Annotated in this window: 14 protein-coding genes and 1 pseudogene; 3 read left to right on the forward strand and 12 right to left on the reverse strand. The window is 67.4% G+C overall.

Annotation, left to right across the window (positions count from 1 at the left end; genetic code table 11):
• Positions 1-25: 25 nt before the first annotated feature.
• Positions 26-1,018, forward strand: coding sequence for a DUF2891 domain-containing protein (locus F1640_RS23065; protein WP_124810400.1), 993 nt, complete (start codon positions 26-28; stop codon positions 1,016-1,018).
• Position 1,019: 1 nt separating this feature from the next.
• Here the strand turns inward: F1640_RS23065 and F1640_RS23070 are convergent, their stop codons facing one another.
• The 8 genes from F1640_RS23070 to F1640_RS23105 all read right to left on the reverse strand — a co-directional run bounded on the left by F1640_RS23070 (position 1,020) and on the right by F1640_RS23105 (position 13,020).
• On the reverse strand, positions 1,020-4,106 hold the full coding sequence (locus F1640_RS23070; RefSeq protein WP_124810399.1) for an efflux RND transporter permease subunit: 3,087 nt from the start codon (positions 4,104-4,106) through the stop codon (positions 1,020-1,022).
• Between the two features lie 2 nt (positions 4,107-4,108).
• The gene (locus F1640_RS23075) at positions 4,109-5,104 is read right to left on the reverse strand and encodes a hypothetical protein (protein ID WP_194921940.1); all 996 of its coding nucleotides are present in this window, start codon (positions 5,102-5,104) and stop codon (positions 4,109-4,111) included.
• Positions 5,101-6,528 (reverse strand): TolC family protein, encoded by a 1,428-nt coding sequence (locus tag F1640_RS23080; protein WP_124810397.1) that lies wholly within the window; start codon positions 6,526-6,528, stop codon positions 5,101-5,103. The genes F1640_RS23075 and F1640_RS23080 overlap by 4 nt, the downstream gene beginning before the upstream one ends.
• 144 nt (positions 6,529-6,672) lie before the next feature.
• Positions 6,673-9,096: a TonB-dependent receptor gene (locus F1640_RS23085; protein WP_124811100.1), complete on the reverse strand. Its 2,424-nt coding sequence runs from the start codon at positions 9,094-9,096 to the stop codon at positions 6,673-6,675.
• 44 nt (positions 9,097-9,140) lie between these two features.
• On the reverse strand, positions 9,141-9,842 hold the full coding sequence (locus F1640_RS23090; RefSeq protein WP_124811099.1) for a phosphatase PAP2 family protein: 702 nt from the start codon (positions 9,840-9,842) through the stop codon (positions 9,141-9,143).
• Positions 9,843-9,985: 143 nt separating this feature from the next.
• Positions 9,986-11,356, reverse strand: a complete 1,371-nt coding sequence (locus F1640_RS25920; protein WP_223806829.1) for a HAMP domain-containing sensor histidine kinase — start codon at positions 11,354-11,356, stop codon at positions 9,986-9,988.
• A complete protein-coding gene (locus tag F1640_RS23100; RefSeq protein WP_124811098.1) occupies positions 11,353-12,036 on the reverse strand; it encodes a response regulator transcription factor in 684 nt (227 codons plus the stop codon). Before F1640_RS23100 ends, F1640_RS25920 begins: the two co-directional genes overlap by 4 nt.
• 78 nt (positions 12,037-12,114) lie before the next feature.
• Complete coding sequence (locus tag F1640_RS23105; protein WP_124811097.1) at positions 12,115-13,020, reverse strand: LysR family transcriptional regulator; 906 nt, start codon at positions 13,018-13,020, stop codon at positions 12,115-12,117.
• Positions 13,021-13,131: 111 nt separating this feature from the next.
• On the opposite strand from F1640_RS23105, the gene F1640_RS23110 reads away from it, so the two are divergent.
• Positions 13,132-13,905: an SDR family oxidoreductase gene (locus F1640_RS23110; protein ID WP_124811096.1), complete on the forward strand. Its 774-nt coding sequence runs from the start codon at positions 13,132-13,134 to the stop codon at positions 13,903-13,905.
• A gap of 51 nt (positions 13,906-13,956) precedes the next feature.
• On the opposite strand, the gene F1640_RS23115 is transcribed toward F1640_RS23110, so the two are convergent.
• The 3 genes from F1640_RS23115 to F1640_RS23125 form a co-directional block, all read right to left on the reverse strand.
• Complete coding sequence (locus F1640_RS23115; protein WP_194921942.1) at positions 13,957-14,682, reverse strand: hypothetical protein; 726 nt, start codon at positions 14,680-14,682, stop codon at positions 13,957-13,959.
• A 204-nt stretch (positions 14,683-14,886) separates the two neighbouring features.
• On the reverse strand, positions 14,887-15,447 hold the full coding sequence (locus F1640_RS23120) for an RES family NAD+ phosphorylase (protein ID WP_124811094.1): 561 nt from the start codon (positions 15,445-15,447) through the stop codon (positions 14,887-14,889).
• Positions 15,448-15,453: 6 nt separating this feature from the next.
• Positions 15,454-16,089, reverse strand: coding sequence for a hypothetical protein (locus F1640_RS23125; protein WP_124811093.1), 636 nt, complete (start codon positions 16,087-16,089; stop codon positions 15,454-15,456).
• 116 nt (positions 16,090-16,205) lie between these two features.
• Between F1640_RS23125 and F1640_RS23130 the strand changes: the two genes are divergently transcribed.
• A complete protein-coding gene (locus F1640_RS23130; RefSeq protein ID WP_124811092.1) occupies positions 16,206-16,682 on the forward strand; it encodes a hypothetical protein in 477 nt (158 codons plus the stop codon).
• Here F1640_RS23130 and F1640_RS23135 read toward each other — a convergent pair.
• Positions 16,679-19,456, reverse strand: a pseudogene (locus F1640_RS23135) (conjugal transfer protein TraG N-terminal domain-containing protein); the annotation flags it as partial. The gene F1640_RS23130 and the pseudogene F1640_RS23135 overlap by 4 nt on opposite strands.
• Positions 19,457-19,526: the final 70 nt, after the last annotated feature.

Consider the following 19,526-nt stretch of genomic DNA (forward strand, 5'->3'; position numbering starts at 1 on the left):
GGTCCTGCGCTAGGGTCGCCATAGCATGGCCACGCTGACGCAGGACACCGCCGCCGGTTTCGCCCGGCTCACGCTGGGCCATCTGGGCCGGCCGTACCCGTTCAAGATGGATCTCATCCTGAACGGGCCGGAGGACGCGCGGCCACCGGCCGATCATCACCCGATCTTCCATGGCAGTTTCGACTGGCACAGCTGCGTCCATGGCTGGTGGCAGGTGATGCGGCTGGCGCGGCTCTATCCCGCCATGCCGGAGGCCGCCGAAGCCCGCGCACGCGCCGATGCGATGCTGGTGCCGGAAAAGGTCGCGGGCGAACTGGCCTATCTCCAGCGGCCCGGCGCGGCGGGGTTCGAACGGCCCTATGGCTGGGCGTGGCTGCTGGCGCTGCACGAGGAGCTGGCGCGGCACGATGGCCCCTGGGCCGCCGCCGTGGAACCGCTGGCCCGCGCGTTCGCCGCGCGCTTCCACGCGTTTCTGCCCAAACTGACCTATCCCATCCGCGTGGGCACGCATTTCAACATCAGCTTTGCCCTCGTGCTCGCCCATCGCTGGGCGGCGATGCATGATCCGGCTCTGCACGCGCTGATCGAAGCCCGCGCGCATGACTGGTTCCTGGACGATCGCGATTGCCAGGCGTGGGAGCCGGGCGGGGACGAATTCCTCTCGCCCGCGCTGGCCGAGGCGCTGCTGATGAGCCGTGTGCTGGACTGTGACGCCTTCGCGGCCTGGTTCGCCGCATTCCTGCCGCGTGCCGCACAAGGCCAGCCTGGCACGTTGTTCACGCCCGCGCTGGTGTCGGACCGCAGCGACGGCAAGATCGCGCATCTGGACGGGCTGAATCTCAGCCGGGCTTGGTGCTGGCGCGCGATCGGCGCGGCGCTGGCGCCGCATCCGCTCGAGCCACTGATCGCGCGGACGATCGAGGACCATCTGGCCGCCAGCCTGCCGCACGTCGCCGGCGATTACATGGGCGAACACTGGCTGGCGACGTTCGCGCTGCTGGCGCTGGCCGGCGATTAGCTCACGCGGAAGGCCGCTTTTCGGGGCTGTATCGCCAACGCCAGATCAGCGCCGGCAACAGCAGCAGCGACAGCACCAGCGACGTCGCCAGCCCACCCAGGATGACCAGCGCCATCGGCCCCTGGACCTCGCGCCCCGATTGCCCGCTTTCCCACGCCAGCGGCGCCAGCGCAAACGCGGTGACGAGGGCGGTGAGGACAATCGGCGTCACCCGTTCGCGCGTGGCGCGCAGCACGGTCTCGATCGTCCAGGGCAGGCCATCGCGGGCGACGAGTTCATCGACATGCGCGACCAGCAGGATCGCGTTGCGCGCGGAGATGCCGAACAGGGTGATGAAGCCGACCAGCGAGCCTAGCGAAATCACGCCGCCGGTCAGCGCCACCGCCAGCACGCCACCGGCCATCGCCAGCGGCATCCCGGCCAGGATGAGCAGGGCGGGGCGCAGGCCGCCGAAGGCCACGACCAGCAGGATCACCATCGCCACGGCGGTAAACAGGACGTGGCTGCCCAGTTGCCGCGCCGCCTTGGCCTGCCCTTCCGCCGCCCCGGCCCAGGACAGGAACACGCCGGGGGGCAGATGGATATTGCGCGCGATCCGCGCCTTGGCGGCGGAGACGAAGCCGGAAACGTCGCCATCGGTGACGTTGGCCGTCACCACCTGCCGGCGCTGCCCGCCCTCGTGCGCGATCGACAGGCGTTCGGTGCCGAGTGCAATCGTGGCGATGTCCGCCAGCCGCACCGCGCCGCCGCTGGCCGTGCGCACCAGCGTCTGCCCCAGCGCTTCGGGATCGCGGCGCTGGTCTTCGGGAACGGTGACCGCGACATCGACCGTGCGGTCCGGCAGCGCCACCACGCCCGCCGGTTGCCCCGCGAACGTGGCGCGGATGGCGTCGCCCGCGTCGGCCCCGCTCACCCCGCGCAGCGCCATGCGCGCGGGATCGAGCGTGACTCCCAGCATCGGCGTGCCGGGATCGGTCTTCACGCGGACGTCCGCCGCCGTCGGCAAGGCGCGCAACTGCGTGGCAATCGCCGCAGCGACGCGATCCAGCGTATCGAGATCGGCGCCGTGGACGCTGATCGAAACGGCGGCCGTCTCGCCCGAAAGCGATTCGCTGATGCGGTCGCCCAGGAACGTCGTCACCTCGCTCTGAAGCGCGGGGGTATCGGCCAGGACTTTGCGCATCCGCGCCAGCGCGCGGTCTTCTCCCGCCCCGTCGACATCGGGCTTCAGGCGGACGTGGAACTCCCCCCGGTGCGGAGGCCAGGTATCCTCGCCCGCTTCGGCCCGACCGATCTGTTCCTCGACGCTCAGCACTTCGGGAATGGCCAGCAGCCCGCGCGAAATCCGCTCGCCCGTGGCGCGCATCCAGTCGAACGAGGCGCCCGCCGGCCCGCTCACCTGGAGCACGTAATGCCGTTCGCGGAAGGAGGGCAGCAGCTCGGCCCCGAACGAGAGCGCGCCGGCCAGCGCGACTGCGCCGAGCAGCCCGATCGCCAGCGCCGCGCCGGCCGGCCTTTGCATCAGCCGCGCGACCAGCCGTTCGTGCCGTTGCTTCAAGCGGTGCAGAAACGCCGGTTCCGGGCGCGGCTCGTGCCCGTGCAGGAACAGCAGCGCCAGTGCCGGCGTGACCGTCAGCGCGACGAGCAGCGACGCCATCGTCGCCAGCAGGAACGCGAGGCCGAGCGGCGCGAAGAACGCGCCCTGCAGCCCGGTCAACAGGATCACCGGAACCATGGTCAGCGCCAGTACGAACGTGGCATAGACCACTGGCGCGCGCACTTCGATCGAGGCGGCCTCGATGATCGCGCGCCGGTTGGCGCTGTCCGGCACGCCGCGCAGACGGCGCACGATGTTCTCGATATCGACGATGGCATCGTCGATCACCACGCCCAGCGCTACGGCAAGGCCGCCCAGCGTCATCGTGTTGATCGTCTGCCCCATCGCATCGAGCGTGACCAGCGCCGCCAGCAGCGAGAGGGGGATCGAAACGAAGGCGATCAGCGTCACGCGCCAATCGCGCAGGATCAGCATCAGCACCAGCGCGATCATCAGTGCCCCGACCACCAGATCGCGTTCGATCCCGCCCAGTGCGCTTTCGATGAAATTCGCCGGCCGGTGCATCGCCGGCATGATCCGGACGCCGGCGGCGGTCAGCGCGGGCGTGACTTCGGCCAGCGCCGCTTCCAGATTGCGCGTGGTCTGCAAGGTGTTCGCGCCGTACTGGCTCGACAGCGTCATCAGCACGCCGGGGCGCCCCATGATCAGCGCGTCGCCCTGCCGGGGCGCGGCGGCATCGATCACTTGCGCGACATCGCCGATCCGCACTGTGCCGCCGCTGCCCGTGGACAGCACGCCATCGGCGATCTGGCGCGCGGTCATCGCGCTGGGGCCGGGATCGATCAGGATGCGCTGGCTGGGCGTATCGGCAAAGCCGCCGCCGTTGACGTGGATCGCGCGGTCGACCGCCCCGGCGAGGTCGGCGAACGTCAGGCTGCGGGCGAGCAGGCGCGCGGGATCGGCGCGCACCTCGATCCGGCGCTGTTCGCCGCCGAACACGTTCGCGCGCGCTACCCCCGGCGCGGCGAGCAGGCGCGGGCGGACCGTCCATTCGACCAGATCGCGCAGCGCCATGGGGCTCAGGCGGTCGCTGGTGAAGCCGATCTTGAGCAGGTCCATGGTCGAGGAGGTCAGCGGGGTGATGCGCGGCGTGTCGGACCCGGCGGGCAATTGCGGAATGGCATCGGCCAGCGCTTCGGAAACCTGTTGCCGCGCGCGGTAGGGATCGACGCCCTCGTGGAACGTCACGTCGATGACCGACAAGCCCTGGATCGATTCCGAACGGACCGTCTCCACGCCGTTGGCGCCGTTGATCACCGCTTCGAGCGGTCGGGTGATGAGCATTTCGACCTGCCGCGGCGTATAGCCCGGCGCTTCGGTCTGGATGCTGGCCTGCGGCGGCACGAACTCCGGAAACACGTCGTAGGCGGCACCGACCATCCGCATCGCGCCAAGCCCGAGCAGGGCCAGCGCGAGCACCAGCACGGTCCAGGCATGACGCAGCGATTGACGGACGACAAACGACAGCATCGCTATTTGTCGCCCCCGTCGGCCGGACCGTCGGCGGGGGCGGCGTGTTCAAGCCCCAGCAGCGTGCCCGCGCCCGATACCACGATGCGATCGTTCGCGCGCAGCGCGGCGCCGGGAACGAACCAGCCTTCCCGGCGCGGGACCGCGCCTTGCAAAGTCACACGCTCGAAGCCGTCGCGCCCAGCCGTGCGATAGGCACAGAGCGCGCCATCTACCCGCACCAGCGCTTCGCGCGAAATCAGGTATCCACCCTGTGTTCCGGCACCCGTGCGGTGCGCCGCCAGGATGCGCCCCACGCCGGCGCGGGCCACGGCAGCGCCACGGAGCAGCGCGAGCGTGCCGGCCGTCTGCAATTGCGTGTCGCCCATCGCGGCGGGGCCGAGCGCGCGGACGCTTACCTGCTGGTCGCCGGCATCGATCGTGATCGCGGATCCGGCAGGAACGACGCCGTCGGGGAAATCGATGCGCAGCACGGCGACTTTGCCCGCCGCCGCTTCGCGCGCCAGTCCCGGCACGCTCCCACATCCCAGCCGGGCAAGGCCCGCGCCGAATTCCAGCCCGATCCGTTGGCAGGCCGCGCCCAGCCGCGCCCGGTCGGCGACCGCCTGCGAACGGGCGGCTTCCACATCGCGTTGCGACGCGCCCTGATCGGCGCTGGCCAGGCTGGCCAGCCGCGCCGCCTCGCGTCCCGATGCGTCGGCCGCCGCCGTTGCGGCGGTCACTTCGGAAGCGATGGCCGAAAGCGCGGTGAGGTCAATCGCGCGGGCATAGCCGGCCGCTTCCGTGTGCTGCGTGGCCGGCATGGGCGCGCTAAGCCTGATCCCGGCGCGCGCCTGCGCCCCGGCGTCCAGATGCAGTCCCGCGCCGGCAGTCGATACGGGCGGGTCGGAATCGCCGGCCTCGGCATCCGCGTCCATGCGCGAAACGGCAAGCAGGGTGCCCAGCACCCCCGCGCCGATACCCCCCAGCAGCAGTCCCGCGCCGGCCAGCCTTTTCATGGTTGCTTCTCCAGCACAGCGACCAGGCGGTTGCGGTCGATCATCGTTTCCGGTCCTTCCAGCGGCTGCCGCAGAGCGTCCTCCAGTGCGGCGTCCGCCGCTCGGAGGCGCGCGAGCACATCGATTTCGGCAAGGCGCGCTTCGAGCGCCGCGATCTGTGCGCCGGCCCAGTCCGCGCGACCGGCCGTGCCCTTTGCAAGCTGGGCATCGGCGCGCCGGGCAACAGCCGCGGTCTGCGGCAATTCGGTGCGGCGCACGCGATCGAGCGCCGCCGATGCCGCCGCCCGTTCCGCCCGGGCGCTTTCGATCGCGGCCTGCGCTTGCGCCAGCGTGGTTTCGATCGCCGCCCCGGCCTGCGCGCGACGCGCTTCGGCCGCGCGGATCGCGGCGCGGTTGAGATCGAACGACGGCACGGCCAGGTTGATCGCGAACGGCAGCTTCACCAGCCCCCGCTCCCAGGTATAGCCCGGCCCCAGGCTGACCGCCGGATACTGGCGCGCCAGCTCCCCGCGCAGATCGGCTTCCGCCTGATCGTAGGCGACGATCGCCTTGAGCACGTCGGCGCGGCCGGCCACGGCACGGGCCATGGCGGAGGGGGACAACGCGGGCGCATCGGTGGACGCGGCGTCGAAACCATCCCATGCGACATCAAGGCCATCGAGCGCGGTTGCGGGCAGGCCGAGCACGCCCGCCATCGCGATGCGGGCCTGTTGCGCGCGCCGCTGCGCGTCTTCCAGCGCCCGCGCCGCCTGCGCGCGCTGTGCGCGATAGGGAAACAGATCCAGTCCGGCCGTCTCGCCACGCGCCACGCGCTGTTCCAGCACGGCCAGTTGCCGGTCGCGCATGGCGACGATGGCCGTGCCGAGCTCCGCCTGCCGGCGCGCGATCAGGTGATCCGCCAGCGCGCGCACCAGCGCCATGCGATCGGCCCAAGCCACCTCGGCCAGATCATAGCGCGCCGCAATCACGCCAAGATCCGCCCGCGCCAGCCGCGCGCCGCGCCGGCCGCCGATGTCCAGCGGCAGGTCCACCCCGCCGCCCAGCAGCCATGGCGAGGACGTCGACGGGTCGTTGGCGTATTCGCTGCTGAGCGTCAGCGTGGGCGATCCCACCTTGCGCGCGCTGCGCGCGTCGCGCCGCGCGGTTTCCAGCGCCGCGCGCGCCTCGGCCACGCGCGGATCGGAGGCAAGCAGCGCCGCGAACAGCGTGAGGCGATCGATACGGCCGGCTTGTGCGCCGGGCGCGAGCAGGGCCGCGTCGCGCTCCGCCGCGGGCGCATCGAACGTGCGCGCTGCCTGGCCGGCGATGCGCGCCTCGAGATGGACCGGCGCGGGCGCGACATGCGTGCAGCCGCCTATCCCCGCCAGCAACAGCGGCAGCGCCCGGCGATGGAGCCGGCACCCGGCCTGTCGATCGCGTCCCATGTGCCCGTCCCCCAATACCTGAAAGCGTAACCGGGCCGTCGAACGCGGAAAAGGCCAGAACACGATGATGACAGGAGTTTAATGAAAGGGGGCGGCGGTGACCGGCGTGAAGATACCGGCCACCGCCACAAGCGGCGCGCGTCGTCAGTACTTTACGCGCACGTCGAGCAGGAACGAGCGCGGCGGCAGGAAGTTGAACTGGTCGTCCACGCCATAGGTCTTGCCATTCGAGATCGCCGTGATCGCGCGGCTGTTGAACACGTTGGAAACGTTCACGCCGATGCGGAAGCGCGAACCGATTTCCTGGCTGATCGCGAAATCGCCCACGCTGTAGGGCTTGATGCGGTAGTTGCGTGGCCCCGAGCCGCTGTATTCGCTGGCGTATTGCGGGCCGGTGTACTTCTGCGTGAACGAAACCCGCAGGCCGTTGTGGTTGTAGAAGAAGCCGGCGGCGGCTGTCGAGAACGGCGCCTTGGCCACCTGCGCGCCGGTGGTCACGCTGTGCGCGTAGTTGTACGATCCGTTGGCGAACAGCGTCAGCCCGCGCACCGGCATCACGCTGACCTGCCCTTCCACGCCCTTGTAGCGGACCTGCCCGATGTTCACGAGCGCGTTGGTCGGCGCGCCGGCGGAGGTGTCGCTGGCGATCTTGTTGTTCACGTCGATGATATAGCCGTCGACGTCGATCGAAACCTTCTCGCCGTGCCAGACGGTGCCGACCTGATAGTTGGTCGAGGTCTGCGGCTTCAGCGCGGCGAGGTTCTGCTGCTGGATCGCCTGGTTGGTCGCGCTGTCGGACGCGGTGTAGAAGCTCGACAGGTCGGGCACGTACATGCCCTGCGCGTACTGGCCATAGAACGACCAGTTCGGGCGCACCATCCAGTTGACCGTGGCGAAGGGCAGCACCTTGGTCCAGGTCGCCGACGTATCGATGGGCGTGCGCGACTTCTGGTTGACGCTTGCCGTGATCGAGCGGTTGAAGTGGACGTACTTCACGCCCGGCGTGATCGCCAGCGCCTCGAACGGGCGGAACTCGAACTCGCCGAAAAGCTGGTACTGGTTCCAGTCGGAATGCTGGAGATAACCGACGTTGGCGATCGAGATCGGAGGCAGGCTGGCCTTGGCGGCGGTGCCGTCGGCGAACTTCTCGTTGTAGCTCGGCAGGCCCGTGGTCCGGTCCAGGTCGAGCAGATGGCGATCGGTGGCGGCGTGCTCGAACCAGCCGCCAAGGCGGATCTTGCCCATCGAGAAGTCGTAGTTGATCTGGCCGATGTAGCCCAGCACCCGGTACTTGTTGAGCTTGTCGTATCCGAGAATATCGGTCGCGGCTGAGGGTGCGGTTACCGCCTTGTAGGGTGAGGTTGCCGTGCCCGCACCCGCGAAACCGGTCACCACGCTGCCGGTGTTCCCCGAGAGCGTGTTGTTGGTGTACCCGTACATATAGGCACGGTTGTCCATCGAGAACCCGCTGCCCAGATCGCTCTGCAGGCGGATGTACGAGAAGTCCGTCGTCTTGTCGGTGCGGTTGTACCTCCAGTAGTCCTGCTTGGTCGGATCGTTGCCGAGACCATAGTTCCGGCCATATTGGCCGATCTGCGAGGCGGCCGTGCAGTTGTCGGCGGTAAGCTGGGTTCCGGCCGGCAAGGCTGTGCCGCCGGTGCCACAGGTCGCGCCCTTCAGCACGTCGGACTGGTAGTAGTAATTGCGGTTCCAGGTCGAAAGCAGCGTCAGCGTGTTCGAGGACCCGATCGGGACCACCGCCTTGGCGAACAGGTTCTTCGACTGGACCGGCGAATAGGTCAGCGCGCCGTCGGACTGGAGGTACTGGCCGCCAAGCATGAACTTGGCGCCACCCAGCTTGTCGATCGCGCCCGACTGGAACTCGGCGCGGCCGATGAACGTGTTCCAGTTGCCGATCAGGCCTTCGACCTGCCCGCCCATCTGGTCCTTCACCGCGCGCGAATACATGTTGATGTTGCCGCCGTAGGTCGCCTGGCCGAGCTGGCTGGCGTTGCCGGGGCCGCGATCGACCACCACCGTCTCGATCGTGGTCGAAGGGAAGAACGCGGTCGAATGGTGGGTGGGGTTGTTGGTGTCGGCAAACGGGATCGAGTCATAGGTGACGTTGTAGTCGCCATCCTGGAAACCGCGGATCGTCGCCTTGGTCTCGCTGAAGCCGGCGCCGTTGCTGCTGCCGCTGATCGAGACGCTGGGCGTGATCGCGATCAGTTCGTTGAAGTCCGCCGTCGGAGAGACGGTGCTGTCGATGTATTCGCGGCCCACGGCGGCCTGCGGCTGCGTGGTCGTCAGCGACGCGGTGATCTGCGCGGCCTCCGCCGCTTTCGAGCCGATCACGATGATGTCGGAGGAGGTCAGCGACTGGCGGTCGTTGGCCTGCCCGGCCTGGTTGGCGCTGGTGGACTGCTCGCCCTCCGCCGCACCCGCGGCCGCTGCGTCGGCGTCGGCGGTTTCGGCGGCGGTTTCAGCAGCACGGGCCGCCGCCGGCAGCGTTGCGGTGAGCAGGCTCGTCGCGGCCAGCAGCGCCGCGCGGTGGTAGGTCTTGGTCATGATGCCCTCATGGTTCGGAACGGATGGATCGACCGCTGGCGCGGTCAGTGCGTGAAAAGTTCGGCGCGCGCGGCGGCGATGCGCGCGGCAAGCCGTGGATCGGCAAGGAGCCTTTCGGCGACGAGCGTGCCGACGACATGGCCGGCTTCGAGATCGGACAGATAGTGGACGCCGCAGACCGCGCGGCTCATCGCGTAATCGTCCGCGCGGGCGAGGATCGCGGGCGCGCGGTCCGGCATCAGGCGCACCAGCGTCCAGGCCAGCGCATAGCCGATGCTGGCATGGCCGCTGGGATAGGAGCGCGGGGCCGCCGTCGCGTCCTTCTTCCCGCAATGCGGCAGGGTAGGGTCGGCGCCGTAGGGGCGCAGGCGGGCGAAATGATCCTTCGCCACGACCACCACGCCTTCGGTCTCCTCGGTCACGATGTCGAGCAGCGCGGCCGTCTGCGGTAGCGTGGCGAGATCGCGGCCGACCACCGCGTTATAGGCGGAAGCGTTCTCGTGTGCGCCATCCCAGCGCGCCTGTTCGAGTCGTTCGGGGCTGGCCGCCGCGATGATCCGGCGCACTTCATCCAGTTCGCGCTTCTCGCGTGCCGATCCCGCCACCGGGGGCGGGGGCAGCAGGCGTTCGGGCACGAAGGCCGATGGGTCGAGGTAATGCGTCGCCTCCGCCGTCGCGCCGGCGGGAGCACAGGGTGCAAGAAGGAAGGCCGCGAATGCAGCCAGAACGCGCCTGGTGGCCGGCATTGGAATGTTCCCTCGTCGCGCCCCGGTCCGGATCGAACCGCAGGCCACGAGAGGGGCGCTAGGCGGGGTCCATGACGGAAAGGTGACAGGCAGCGAGTCGCGCGCCACAAAACCGTCAACATTGCAAATTTAGAATGTAGCGTTCAGGCGGCCGGGACCGCCTCTGGAAGGGCGGGCAGGCGAATGCGGACCTTCAGGCCCGGCGCGTTGTCCGCCAGTTCCAGCGACCCTTGATGGAACCGCACGATCGCTCGCGTGATCGCAAGGCCCAGTCCGCTGCCACGGCGCAGCCCGGACCCCTTGCCCCGCTCGAACGGCAGCAGCACGCGATCGCGCTCGCCTTCGGCCAGGCCCGGACCGTCATCGTCGATCGCGATCAGGGCGGATTCGCCAGCCTGTTCCAGCGACAGCGTCGCGCGCGTGCCGGCGGGGGTGTGCGTGACCACGTTCTCCAGCAGGTTGACGATCATCTGGTTGAACAGGTCCGCATCCCCGCGCACCCGCACCGGTTCGAGCCGGCCGAGTTCCAGCGCGCAGCCGGCATCGGCGATGACCGGCTCCATCGTTTCGGCGATGTCTTCCAGCATGTCGCGCAGCGGCAGGTCGCGCACGGCAGAGGGGTGGCGCCCCGTCTCGATCTCGGCGAGCCGGAGCAGGGCATCGAAGATGGTGATGATCGAGGCGCATTCGCGTTCGGCGCGTTCGAGCAGGCGCACCCGGTCGGCCTCCGCCGTTTCCGCCGTCAGCAACCCGCGCAGCCGCGTTAGCGGCGTGCGCAGGTCATGCGCGAGATGGCTGGAGAACTGGCGCTGCGCATTGACCATGTCCTCCATTCGGTCGAGCATCCGGTTGAGGCTTTCCGCCTGCACCGCGAACATCCCGTCGAGCCGGTCGGACGGAATGCGACGGGTGAGGTCGCCCTGCGCGATGGCGTCCGCCGCCGCCTGCGTTTCCGCCAGACGCCGGGCGGTCAGGCGCGCGAACAGGATCGTGGCGGCAAGCCCCACCAGCAGGGCGGAAACGAAGATCGCGGCGACCACCGAAGGCAGCAGGGCGCGCAGGCTCGCGGCGGCCTCGCTGTGCTGGACCACCACGAACAGGCTGCCATCGGGCCGGCGGGTGGCGAGCGCACGCCCTTTTTGCGGTTTCTTGCCGCCGCCCATGAAGGTGACGTCCGAATAGCCCGGTTGCGGCGCGGCCAGGTCCAGCCTTCCCGCCACGAGCCGGCCGGCGGCATCGTAGAACAGGTAGGTCCTCTCGCTCAGCATCTTGCGCCGCTGCCATTCCTGGATGCGGGCGATGACATCGGCATCGGTTGCCGGCCCCGTGGCGACGGGGCGCAGGAACTTGGTGACGTGAACCTGCAAGGCATCGTCGATGCGCTGGGCGATCCGTTCCTCCGCCACCAGGAAAACGATCACGCCCATGGCGAGCATGGCCAGTGCGAACGCCACGCCGAACTGGATGGCGAGCCTTCCCGGTCCGGGTGCGCGCCGGGCGGGCGATGCGATCACCGGCACCGCTCCGAACGCAGCACGTATCCCGAGCCGCGCAGCGTGTCGATCGGATCGCAACCCAGTTCCTCCAGCCGCGCGCGCAGCCGGCTCATGTTGCTTTCCACGATGTTGGTGGTGGGCGTGAAGGCATAGCCCCACACGCTTTCGAGCAGCATCCCCCGCGTCACCAGCCGGTCGGCGCAGCGCATCAGGTGGGCAAGGAGCGAGAACTGCTTGCGGTTGAGTTCGATGGTGCGGTCAAGGAACAGCACCGAATGGCTGCTGGGGTCCAGCTTCAGCCTGCCGACCGCCAGCCCCGTGTCGGAAGGGGGCGTCGGCGCGGCGCGGCGGGTCACGGCGTTGAGGCGCGCCACCAGTTCGTCCATGTCGAACGGCTTGGCCAGATAGTCGTCGGCGCCGGCGGCGAGGCCTTCGATGCGGTCCTTCACGGTGCCCAAGGCGCTGAGCATGACCACCGGGGGCAACCTGCGTTCGGCGCGCAGCCGCGCCAGCACCTCGATGCCGCTGATGCCCGGCAGCAACCGGTCGAGAACCATGCCCGAAAAGCGCTGGCGCTCGATCGCCGCGAGCGCGTCCTCGCCCGAGGCAACCCGCTCGGGTCGGTAGCCCAGCGTGCCCAGGCAGGCCGTGATGTGATCGGCAATCACGGCATCGTCTTCCACCACCAGCACACGCACGGCCGCCTCCTGTTTTCGGAAGGCTTTTGCGATGGAGATGTGACTGTTGTGAGACGGAGTGGCGAAATCCCGTGCGCGTCAGCGCAGTTGCAGCCCCTGTTCCAGCACGGGGACGAGCCAGCCAAGGAAGGCCCGCAGCCGGTGCGAAAGCTGACGGCGGTGCGGATAGACCAGAGAGACTGGCAACGGTTCGGCTCGGTGTTCCGGCATTACTTCGATCAACCTCCCCCCGGCGATGTGGTCCACAACGTCATAGGCGGGGATCTGGATCAGTCCCAACCCGGCCAGCGCGCCGGCGATCAGCGCTTCGGCGCTGTTGACGGTGAGCCGGGCGCGCAGGGAACGAGTCAGGACCTGCCCGTTATCGATCCACTCCCACGGCTCCACCCGTCCGGTGGTGGGGGAGGCGTAGGCAACGGCATGATGCCGGTCGAGATCCGACGGGGTTTCGGGCGTGCCGTGCGCGGCAAGATAGCCGGGGCTGGCGACGTTGATGAGTTCCAGTTCGCCCAGCCGCCGCGCGATCAGGCCGGAATCGGCGAGTGGCCCCACGCGCAGCGCGCAATCGATGCCATCTTCCACCAGGTCCACCGCGCGATCGCGCACGCCGAGTTCGATGTCGATGCCGGGATAGGCGGCTAGAAATCCGGGCAGCGCCGGCGCCACGATCAGCCGGCCCACGCGCCCCGGCAGATCGACGCGGATGCGCCCGGACGGCGTCGCGCCGGCCTGGCGGAACAGCCCCTCGGTCTCCTCGAAATCGGCAAGCAGGTTTTGTGCGCGGGCATAGAACGCCTCGCCATCGGCGGTCAGCGCGACGCGCCGTGTCGTCCGGTTGAGCAGGCGCGTGCCAAGCCGGGCCTCAAGCTCCTGAATGGCCGCCGACACCGAGGAGCGTGGGAGGCCCAGCGTGTGCGCGGCGTGCGTGAAGCTGCCGGCCTCGGCCACGCGCGTAAAAATACGGAAGAGATCGACGCGATCCATTGTTCGTCAATTCTGGCTAATAATGCCAGGATTACAAGCTTTATCCCGCAGTTTCCGCAAGTATCACAGGGCCATGCATCATGCATGCGAACATTGACGTGGGAGACCAGAATGACGGACCATTCGATCAAGGGAAAAACGGCCATCATCGCCGGAGGCGGCAAGAACCTGGGTGGCCTTATTGCCCGTGATCTTGCCGCGCAGGGCGCGCGGGCGATCGTTGTCCATTACAACAGCGCGGAGACCGCCGGGGCCGCGCGCGAAACCGTGGCGGCCGTGGAAGCGGCGGGCGCGCAGGCCCTCGCTATCCGGGCCGATCTTACTACGGCGGGCGCGGTCGAAAAGCTGTTCGCGGACGCCGTCGCGGCGTTCGGCCGGCCCGACATCGCGATCAACACCGTCGGCAAGGTGCTGAAGAAGCCGGTGCTGGACATCAGCGAGGCGGAATACGACGCGATGAGCGCGATCAACGCCAAGTCCGCGTTCTTCTTCATCAAGGAGGCGGGCCGCGCGCTCAACGATCACGGCAAGATCGTCACGCTGGTCACCTCGCTGCTCGGCGCGTTCACGCCGTTCTATTCGACTTATGCGGGCACCAAGGCGCCGGTCGAACACTTCACCCGTGCGGCGGCCAAGGAATTTGGCGAACGCGGCATTTCGGTCAACGCGGTCGGTCCCGGCCCGATGGACACGCCGTTCTTCTATGGCCAGGAAAGCGCCGATGCGCAGGCCTATCACAAGAGCGCGGCGGCGCTTTCGCCCTTCACCGACACCGGCCTCACCGACATCCGGGACATTGTGCCGCACATCCGCTTCCTCGTTTCGGACGGCTGGTGGATGACGGGGCAGACCATCCTGGTGAACGGCGGATACACCACCAAGTAGCGCGATGGGCCCGCAGCCGGGGCCATGGGCGCCCGGCTGCGGCACGATCCCTTAACGCGCTTCGATCCGTTTCAGGAACTGATCGAGCGGGAACAATCCCTTGATCTCTCGCGCTTCGCAGCCCTCTATCGGCAGGATCGATGCCGAAGGAGGCGATCCGGCCGTCAGTGGCGCGGCGCTGCGAATCTGTGAAAGCGATTGCGAGCGATAGCGCACCCGCACGAACAGCGCGCCATCGGCCGCCCGCAACCGTTCCAGCACCAGCGCGCCGCCGGGGGAGGGGTCGTCGGCGGCAAGGCCGGGCACCTGCCAGTGGACGTCCAGCAGCCCGCCGAGATTGGCGACGTTGGTATCGTGTCCCGAAATCGTCGTGACGCGGGCTTCGCCCGTCAGCCCTTCGGGCACGATCGGCGCCAGCCCGGCGAAGTTCGCCGAGGCGACATAGCGGGGACGGGCAAGCAGCCGGAATTCGAGCGCGTGAAACGCCGAAAGGCGGCCGATGTCGGCGGCGCTGGCACCGCCCCAGCCAACCTGGGGCAGCGGCTTGCCTTCGGCATATTCGAGCGGCAGGATCTGCGCCGCCGTCGATGCCCGGTCGAGCGCGCCGGTCAACTTGGGGCGTCCATTGGCCTTTGCCGGCACCAGCGCGGCCGGTTGCGAGGATACGCCACAGGCTGCCCGGCGCGCGCCGCACAGGATCGCGTCCAGGCGGGCCAGCAGGGGGCGGTAGGCGGCGGCGATCGCGCCGATGCCATCGGGGGCGGTAGTCGCCCGCACGGCAGCGTCCGCTTGCGTGGAATCGTAGGGCGAAAGGCCAGCTTCGATCGCGTTGAACCGCGGGTCCGGTTCATCGTGTGGCTTGTGGTCGATCGCCAGCGCGCGTCCGGGCGCGAGCGCGTCGCCCCAGCTTTGAGCCGTGGCGATCGTGCGCTGGTCAGCGCCCGCTAATTGGAGCCTCAGGCGTGCCCTGAGCGCAATGGTTCAAGGCTCGACAAATTGCTTTCCAAAGTGATGGGCAAGGACGGTCGCATGTGCCGCGCTGATCGCCACGCCCGTGATGGTTGTCTCCGCAATCCCGTCTGAGGCTCTATCGAAGAGGGCGAAGCAGCGCCGATTGTCGAACCTGGATGTATAGAGGATCCCGTCCGCGCCAGTTGTCGAGTGGATTTCCGCGCTGAGTGCCCAGGTTCGCAGATAATCGGCGCCGTGTAGATCGGTGAAGGACAGCCCATGCGCGGAGACACGGGCATCGAACAGAGGATAGAGCTTGAGTGCCCTGGTCGTTACCAGCTCACTTCGCACTCGAGTTTCGACGATGGAGGAAAGCACGTAGAGGGTTTCTGGCGTTCGCACGATCGTTTCGCCGAATGCCGTTTCAAGGGTTCGCGCAACATAGAGGACTTTGAAGCTGCCATCTGGCGCGTCGTACCGAAAATGCGGTGCATCGCCGACTGGCCCGAAGAACAGGGCACTATGCTTTGGGCGGTGAATGCGATGAAGGCGAACGCCTGCATCAATGCGGCTTAACCGAACGGATGCCACTGACGATCAGGCCGCCCAGCTTGCGGTCAGACTTGCGAGGCGCTTCAGGACGCCGGGCTCAGGCCGTTTGGTGAGCTTCTGAAAGACAGTCTCGGGATGCGATCCGAACCCTTCGAGCGGCGTGGTAAGCATCATCAACTGCTCCCAAGGGTTCATGTCCGCAAAGCCCTCCAGCACCGCCTTGAGGCCGGGCAGCACTTCACCATTGGCAAATTGGGCAGCGGGGTAGCGGATTTCCGTCCCATAAGGGACGCCGAGTATCCGTTTGCGCTGACGTTGCTTGTCGATCGCTGCGGCCGAGACGCCGAGCATCTCTGCCACATGAGTGCGGTCGAACATGCCGCCGGCACGCTCTGCCATCTCCTCCCGAAAGTGGCCGGTCCTTTCGCGCGCAGCCTTGAGAGCCTCAAGATCGGCAGGCGATTCCGGCGCTATGTCTCGCGGGGCGACCACCAGCGCGTGTCTTAAGTCGTGCGAACCCACGATATCGGCCAGCGTATCGTCGCTTGCTGACTCCACAGCCTTGGCAATGGCCAGGGTAAGTTTCTCCAAGGCCTTTCGACGGAGCGTATCGGTTGCCGACATGATCGGATGAGCCGACGATCGGCGACCCGTTCGGGCGAGGGAAGCATTGCTGGCCATCTGCGTCCTTTCTGTCTCGACAATAGGGATGCGGACAAAAAAGACAAGGTGGAATGCCGATTTTTCGACGACGATTGGTGCCGGTTGTGCTATCAGCAGTTTGAAAGGAAGTCCCGATGGACGAAGCCATCGATCACCAGGAACAGGGAGGCCGCGGACCAAATTCGCAGCTGTCTGCTTGGCTTTGGAAGCCGTGGTACGCAAAGCTCTGGTGGGCAACCATTCCTGTCTGGTGGGCGGGCATGGCGGTATCGACCCAGATAGATCTATTAGCTTCTTTCTACCGTGGCGGGATTGCCGGGTATCTGAATATTCTCTTCTTTCCGATGACCGCGCTCATGGTGCTCGGCGTCGGATACGTTCGCGAACGCCTTGATGGCTTCGTCGGGCGAGCCGACGGTCTGCCACTCTCTGATGAAGAAGCAGAGACTTCCTTTGCTGAGCACAGCAGACGTGACCTAGCGCGGACGATGGAAAGGTGGCGCGCGCAGTCGAACCCTATGGACCCACGCTCTGGCTCCCTGTGGATCGGCAACCCGATGAACCCGAACAATCCGGGGTACATCGACCCCAATCGCAGGAAGCATCATTAGCGCTTTTTGAAGCTGCTATCGCCGTCACCGGGACTTCCCTTGATGTCCGTCGAGAAGCTCCCTTTCGACAGCACAGAATTCTGCTCCAGTGAAGTGAGTGGACCGGTGGCGTCGAAGGTGGCGCGTCCGTCGTCCGCGTCCTGCAGATAACGATTGCGCATGCCCTCGGGCCCGAGAATGCGGTCAGAGAGCGTGCGGGAGAATGCCGCCGCGGGATTCTCCGATCGAGCTGCTGCTCGCTCTGCAACGGCAATGGACTCCCGGACTTCGTAATTGACGATATCCATTGTCGATTGCGCATGTTCTGTAGTGCTGCCCATATCCTGGCTGTTGAAGCCGATACCGGCCGAAGCCTGACCGGCTCCTGTCCGGCCCTTTCGTTGCCATTCGGAGCTCGAATTTTGCCTTCTTCCCCCCGACACAGGAGCGCCTCCGCTTGGTCCGTTGCCATCAGAAATCTCCACCGAGCGTCCCACCCCGACGTCAATAGTCGTGCCCATTGTCGTTTGATCCTGGGCGGAGCGCGAAAGCGTCCTTTGCCATCCCGTCTGGGCCATGATTGCTTGGACGTCACGCTGGAGCGTATCAGCAACTTGCGGTTTGAGGCGCCAATCACCCTTTCGGTCCATTTCGAACCCGCCGCGCAGCCAATTCGCAAGCATGGCCTGGCCGTCGGCACCGCCGCCCATGAAATGCTCGATTGTGTCGGGACCAGCCTGCTTGCCGGCCTCGAACCGGGTGCTGGTGTCGCTGCGCGCCGATCGGCTGAAATCCGTTCCGCTGGAGACCAGCAGGTCATTGTGCGCAAAGCTGAAGCGGGCATGGCCGCCATTGGCTATCGCGCCAAGCTGGCTCTCGTTGATGAGGCCGGCCTTCCACATGGCGGCCGCAGTCGCAGGAGTGAGGTTGAGACCCAGATCGCCATTCTGATCCATGGCGAGCTGACGCTTCGAGAGCTTGATGCCATGTTCCGCGAGCAAACCCTGCATGCGGGTGAGACGCTCCCGGTCGACAATCGAGGTCAGACGCTCGTTGCGCGCGCGATCAGCGATACCTGCTGCGCCGCCTTCCGCCATATCGACCTGGTTTCCGGCCGTTCGGCTGAGTGCCTGGATGAAGCTGTCGAGCCGCGCAGCGTCACGCGTCGAGACACCGGCCGCCGCCGCGCCCTCGGCAAACCCGAAATTCTCGGACTGCCGGCGCTGCTCGCCGATCCGCGCCGCGCTGCGCGTACTTGCAGTGCCAACCTCACGCTGTGCGTCGAGTTTGCCCGACCGCTCGGCGAAGTCATAGCCGGCAGCCTCGCGGGTGCGGCCATAGATGCTCGTGCCTTCGCGGCCGGCTTCTGCGGTCGCGCCATCTGCCGTCCCGAGCTGCGTGGCGGCGCTGTAGCGTTCAACGGCTGCCACCACCTGGGCTTCGTTCCTGCCGGTGGCGCGAGCAAGCTGGCTGACGGCGGTGCTGCGCGCCTCACCCGAGAGTGCGTTGATGAACCCGACCCGGCGCCCGGTCTCATCGACCGAAAGCCCGAGCATTGACGCCGCTTCGCGCTGGCCCTGGTTACTGCCGCTGCGCCAGCCTTGCTCGGTCGCGACATTGGCGCGCTCGACGCTGGTGACATTGTCGCCGGCATAGTCGCGGCGCCCCTCCATTGCGCCGACCTGGACCTGCGCGGAGGTGAGGTCGTTGCGCAGCAATTGCTCCTGATCGTAGGTGTTGGCGATCAACTTGGCGAAAGTCGGGTCGGCCTGGGCCTCACCGATTACGCCCGAGGCCTTCAGCTGAGCATCGGCCGGTGAATATCCGGCCCGCTCAAAGTGCCGCGTCGCCCCCTGCAGCATCATGTCATAGGCTCGGCCATCGCCAAAGGCGCGCCACTGGACGAGGTTTTGGCTGAAAGCGGCGAACGCCTTTTCGCCAGCTTCGCCCTGGCCGAAATAACCAGTACCCAGACCTCTGAGTGCATCCTTCTCGGCAAACTGATGGATGGCCGTCGTGGCCGCGTTGGCCTGAACGGCGCGCGCGACTGCCGGATCGGCCAGATCGCGGCCTCCCAGCGCAGGGGCGAGGCTACCTAGTTGGCGTGAGCCCTCGATCCCGCCTAGCGCGAAGGCGGTCCCGCCCGGTGTTCCCGGGCGCTCACCGAGGATGTGGCCGGCCTCGCCATAGGTGCGGTTGGCGTTGAAGTTCGAACGCTCCCCGAAATCTCCGAAGCTCGACGCTGCCGCCGCGCGGGAGCGGGTGCCCATCGCAGACGCCTGCGCCTCGAGCCCGGAGGACCGCCCTTCGACGGTGCCCATCGGAGCCGCAGCCGCCGTAGCCTGGCTAGCGATCCCAAGCGAACCAGAGGTAAGGGACGTGAACACATTGCCGCTGAAGCGGAACACGGTGAACACGAAGGCGCCGGCGAGGCCTGCCGCCGCCGTGCGGAAGCTGCCGAAGATCGCGAGCGCCTTCATGGCGGCGGAGGGTGCGAGCAACCAGGCGTTGGCCGCCAGCGCGTTTGAGCGGAGTTCAGCCAGCGTGGCGGTCGCGCGTCCTAGGGTCAGTTGGTAGATGCCCGCGTCGATCACGCCCCAGAGTGCCACGAAGACGAACATGCCGAGCGCGAAGCTCGCGACGCGCAGATTGATCGGCGTCAGGATGAACAGCAGCGCGATCGGAATCATGAAGAGCATGATCCCGAACACCGTCGCGCGGATCGTCGGCATCCACTCGTTCGCGACCGACATGGTGGCGAGGCCATTGGAGATGACCGCACGGTTGGCCATGATGTTGATTTCTGCTGAGAGTTGACCCGGGATTTTCATCGAGAAGTGGCTCTGACTCACTTTTGCTGCTGGA

Origin of the sequence: Novosphingobium sp. NBM11, from assembly GCF_015390225.1 — a bacterium.
In the GTDB taxonomy this organism is placed as follows: domain Bacteria; phylum Pseudomonadota; class Alphaproteobacteria; order Sphingomonadales; family Sphingomonadaceae; genus Novosphingobium.

Bases quoted from the DNA above. Each gene is read 5' to 3' on its own strand.
- F1640_RS23070 (WP_124810399.1), bottom strand. From the start codon at position 4,106: ATGCTGTCGTTTGTCGTCCGTCAATCGCTGCGTCATGCCTGGACCGTG.
- F1640_RS23085 (WP_124811100.1), bottom strand. From the start codon at position 9,096: ATGACCAAGACCTACCACCGCGCGGCGCTGCTGGCCGCGACGAGCCTG.
- F1640_RS23125 (WP_124811093.1), bottom strand. From the start codon at position 16,089: ATGGCCAGCAATGCTTCCCTCGCCCGAACGGGTCGCCGATCGTCGGCT.
- F1640_RS23110 (WP_124811096.1), top strand. From the start codon at position 13,132: ATGACGGACCATTCGATCAAGGGAAAAACGGCCATCATCGCCGGAGGC.
- F1640_RS23090 (WP_124811099.1), bottom strand. From the start codon at position 9,842: ATGCCGGCCACCAGGCGCGTTCTGGCTGCATTCGCGGCCTTCCTTCTT.
- F1640_RS23130 (WP_124811092.1), top strand. From the start codon at position 16,206: ATGGACGAAGCCATCGATCACCAGGAACAGGGAGGCCGCGGACCAAAT.
- F1640_RS23105 (WP_124811097.1), bottom strand. From the start codon at position 13,020: ATGGATCGCGTCGATCTCTTCCGTATTTTTACGCGCGTGGCCGAGGCC.
- F1640_RS23065 (WP_124810400.1), top strand. From the start codon at position 26: ATGGCCACGCTGACGCAGGACACCGCCGCCGGTTTCGCCCGGCTCACG.
- F1640_RS23080 (WP_124810397.1), bottom strand. From the start codon at position 6,528: ATGGGACGCGATCGACAGGCCGGGTGCCGGCTCCATCGCCGGGCGCTG.
- F1640_RS23075 (WP_194921940.1), bottom strand. From the start codon at position 5,104: ATGAAAAGGCTGGCCGGCGCGGGACTGCTGCTGGGGGGTATCGGCGCG.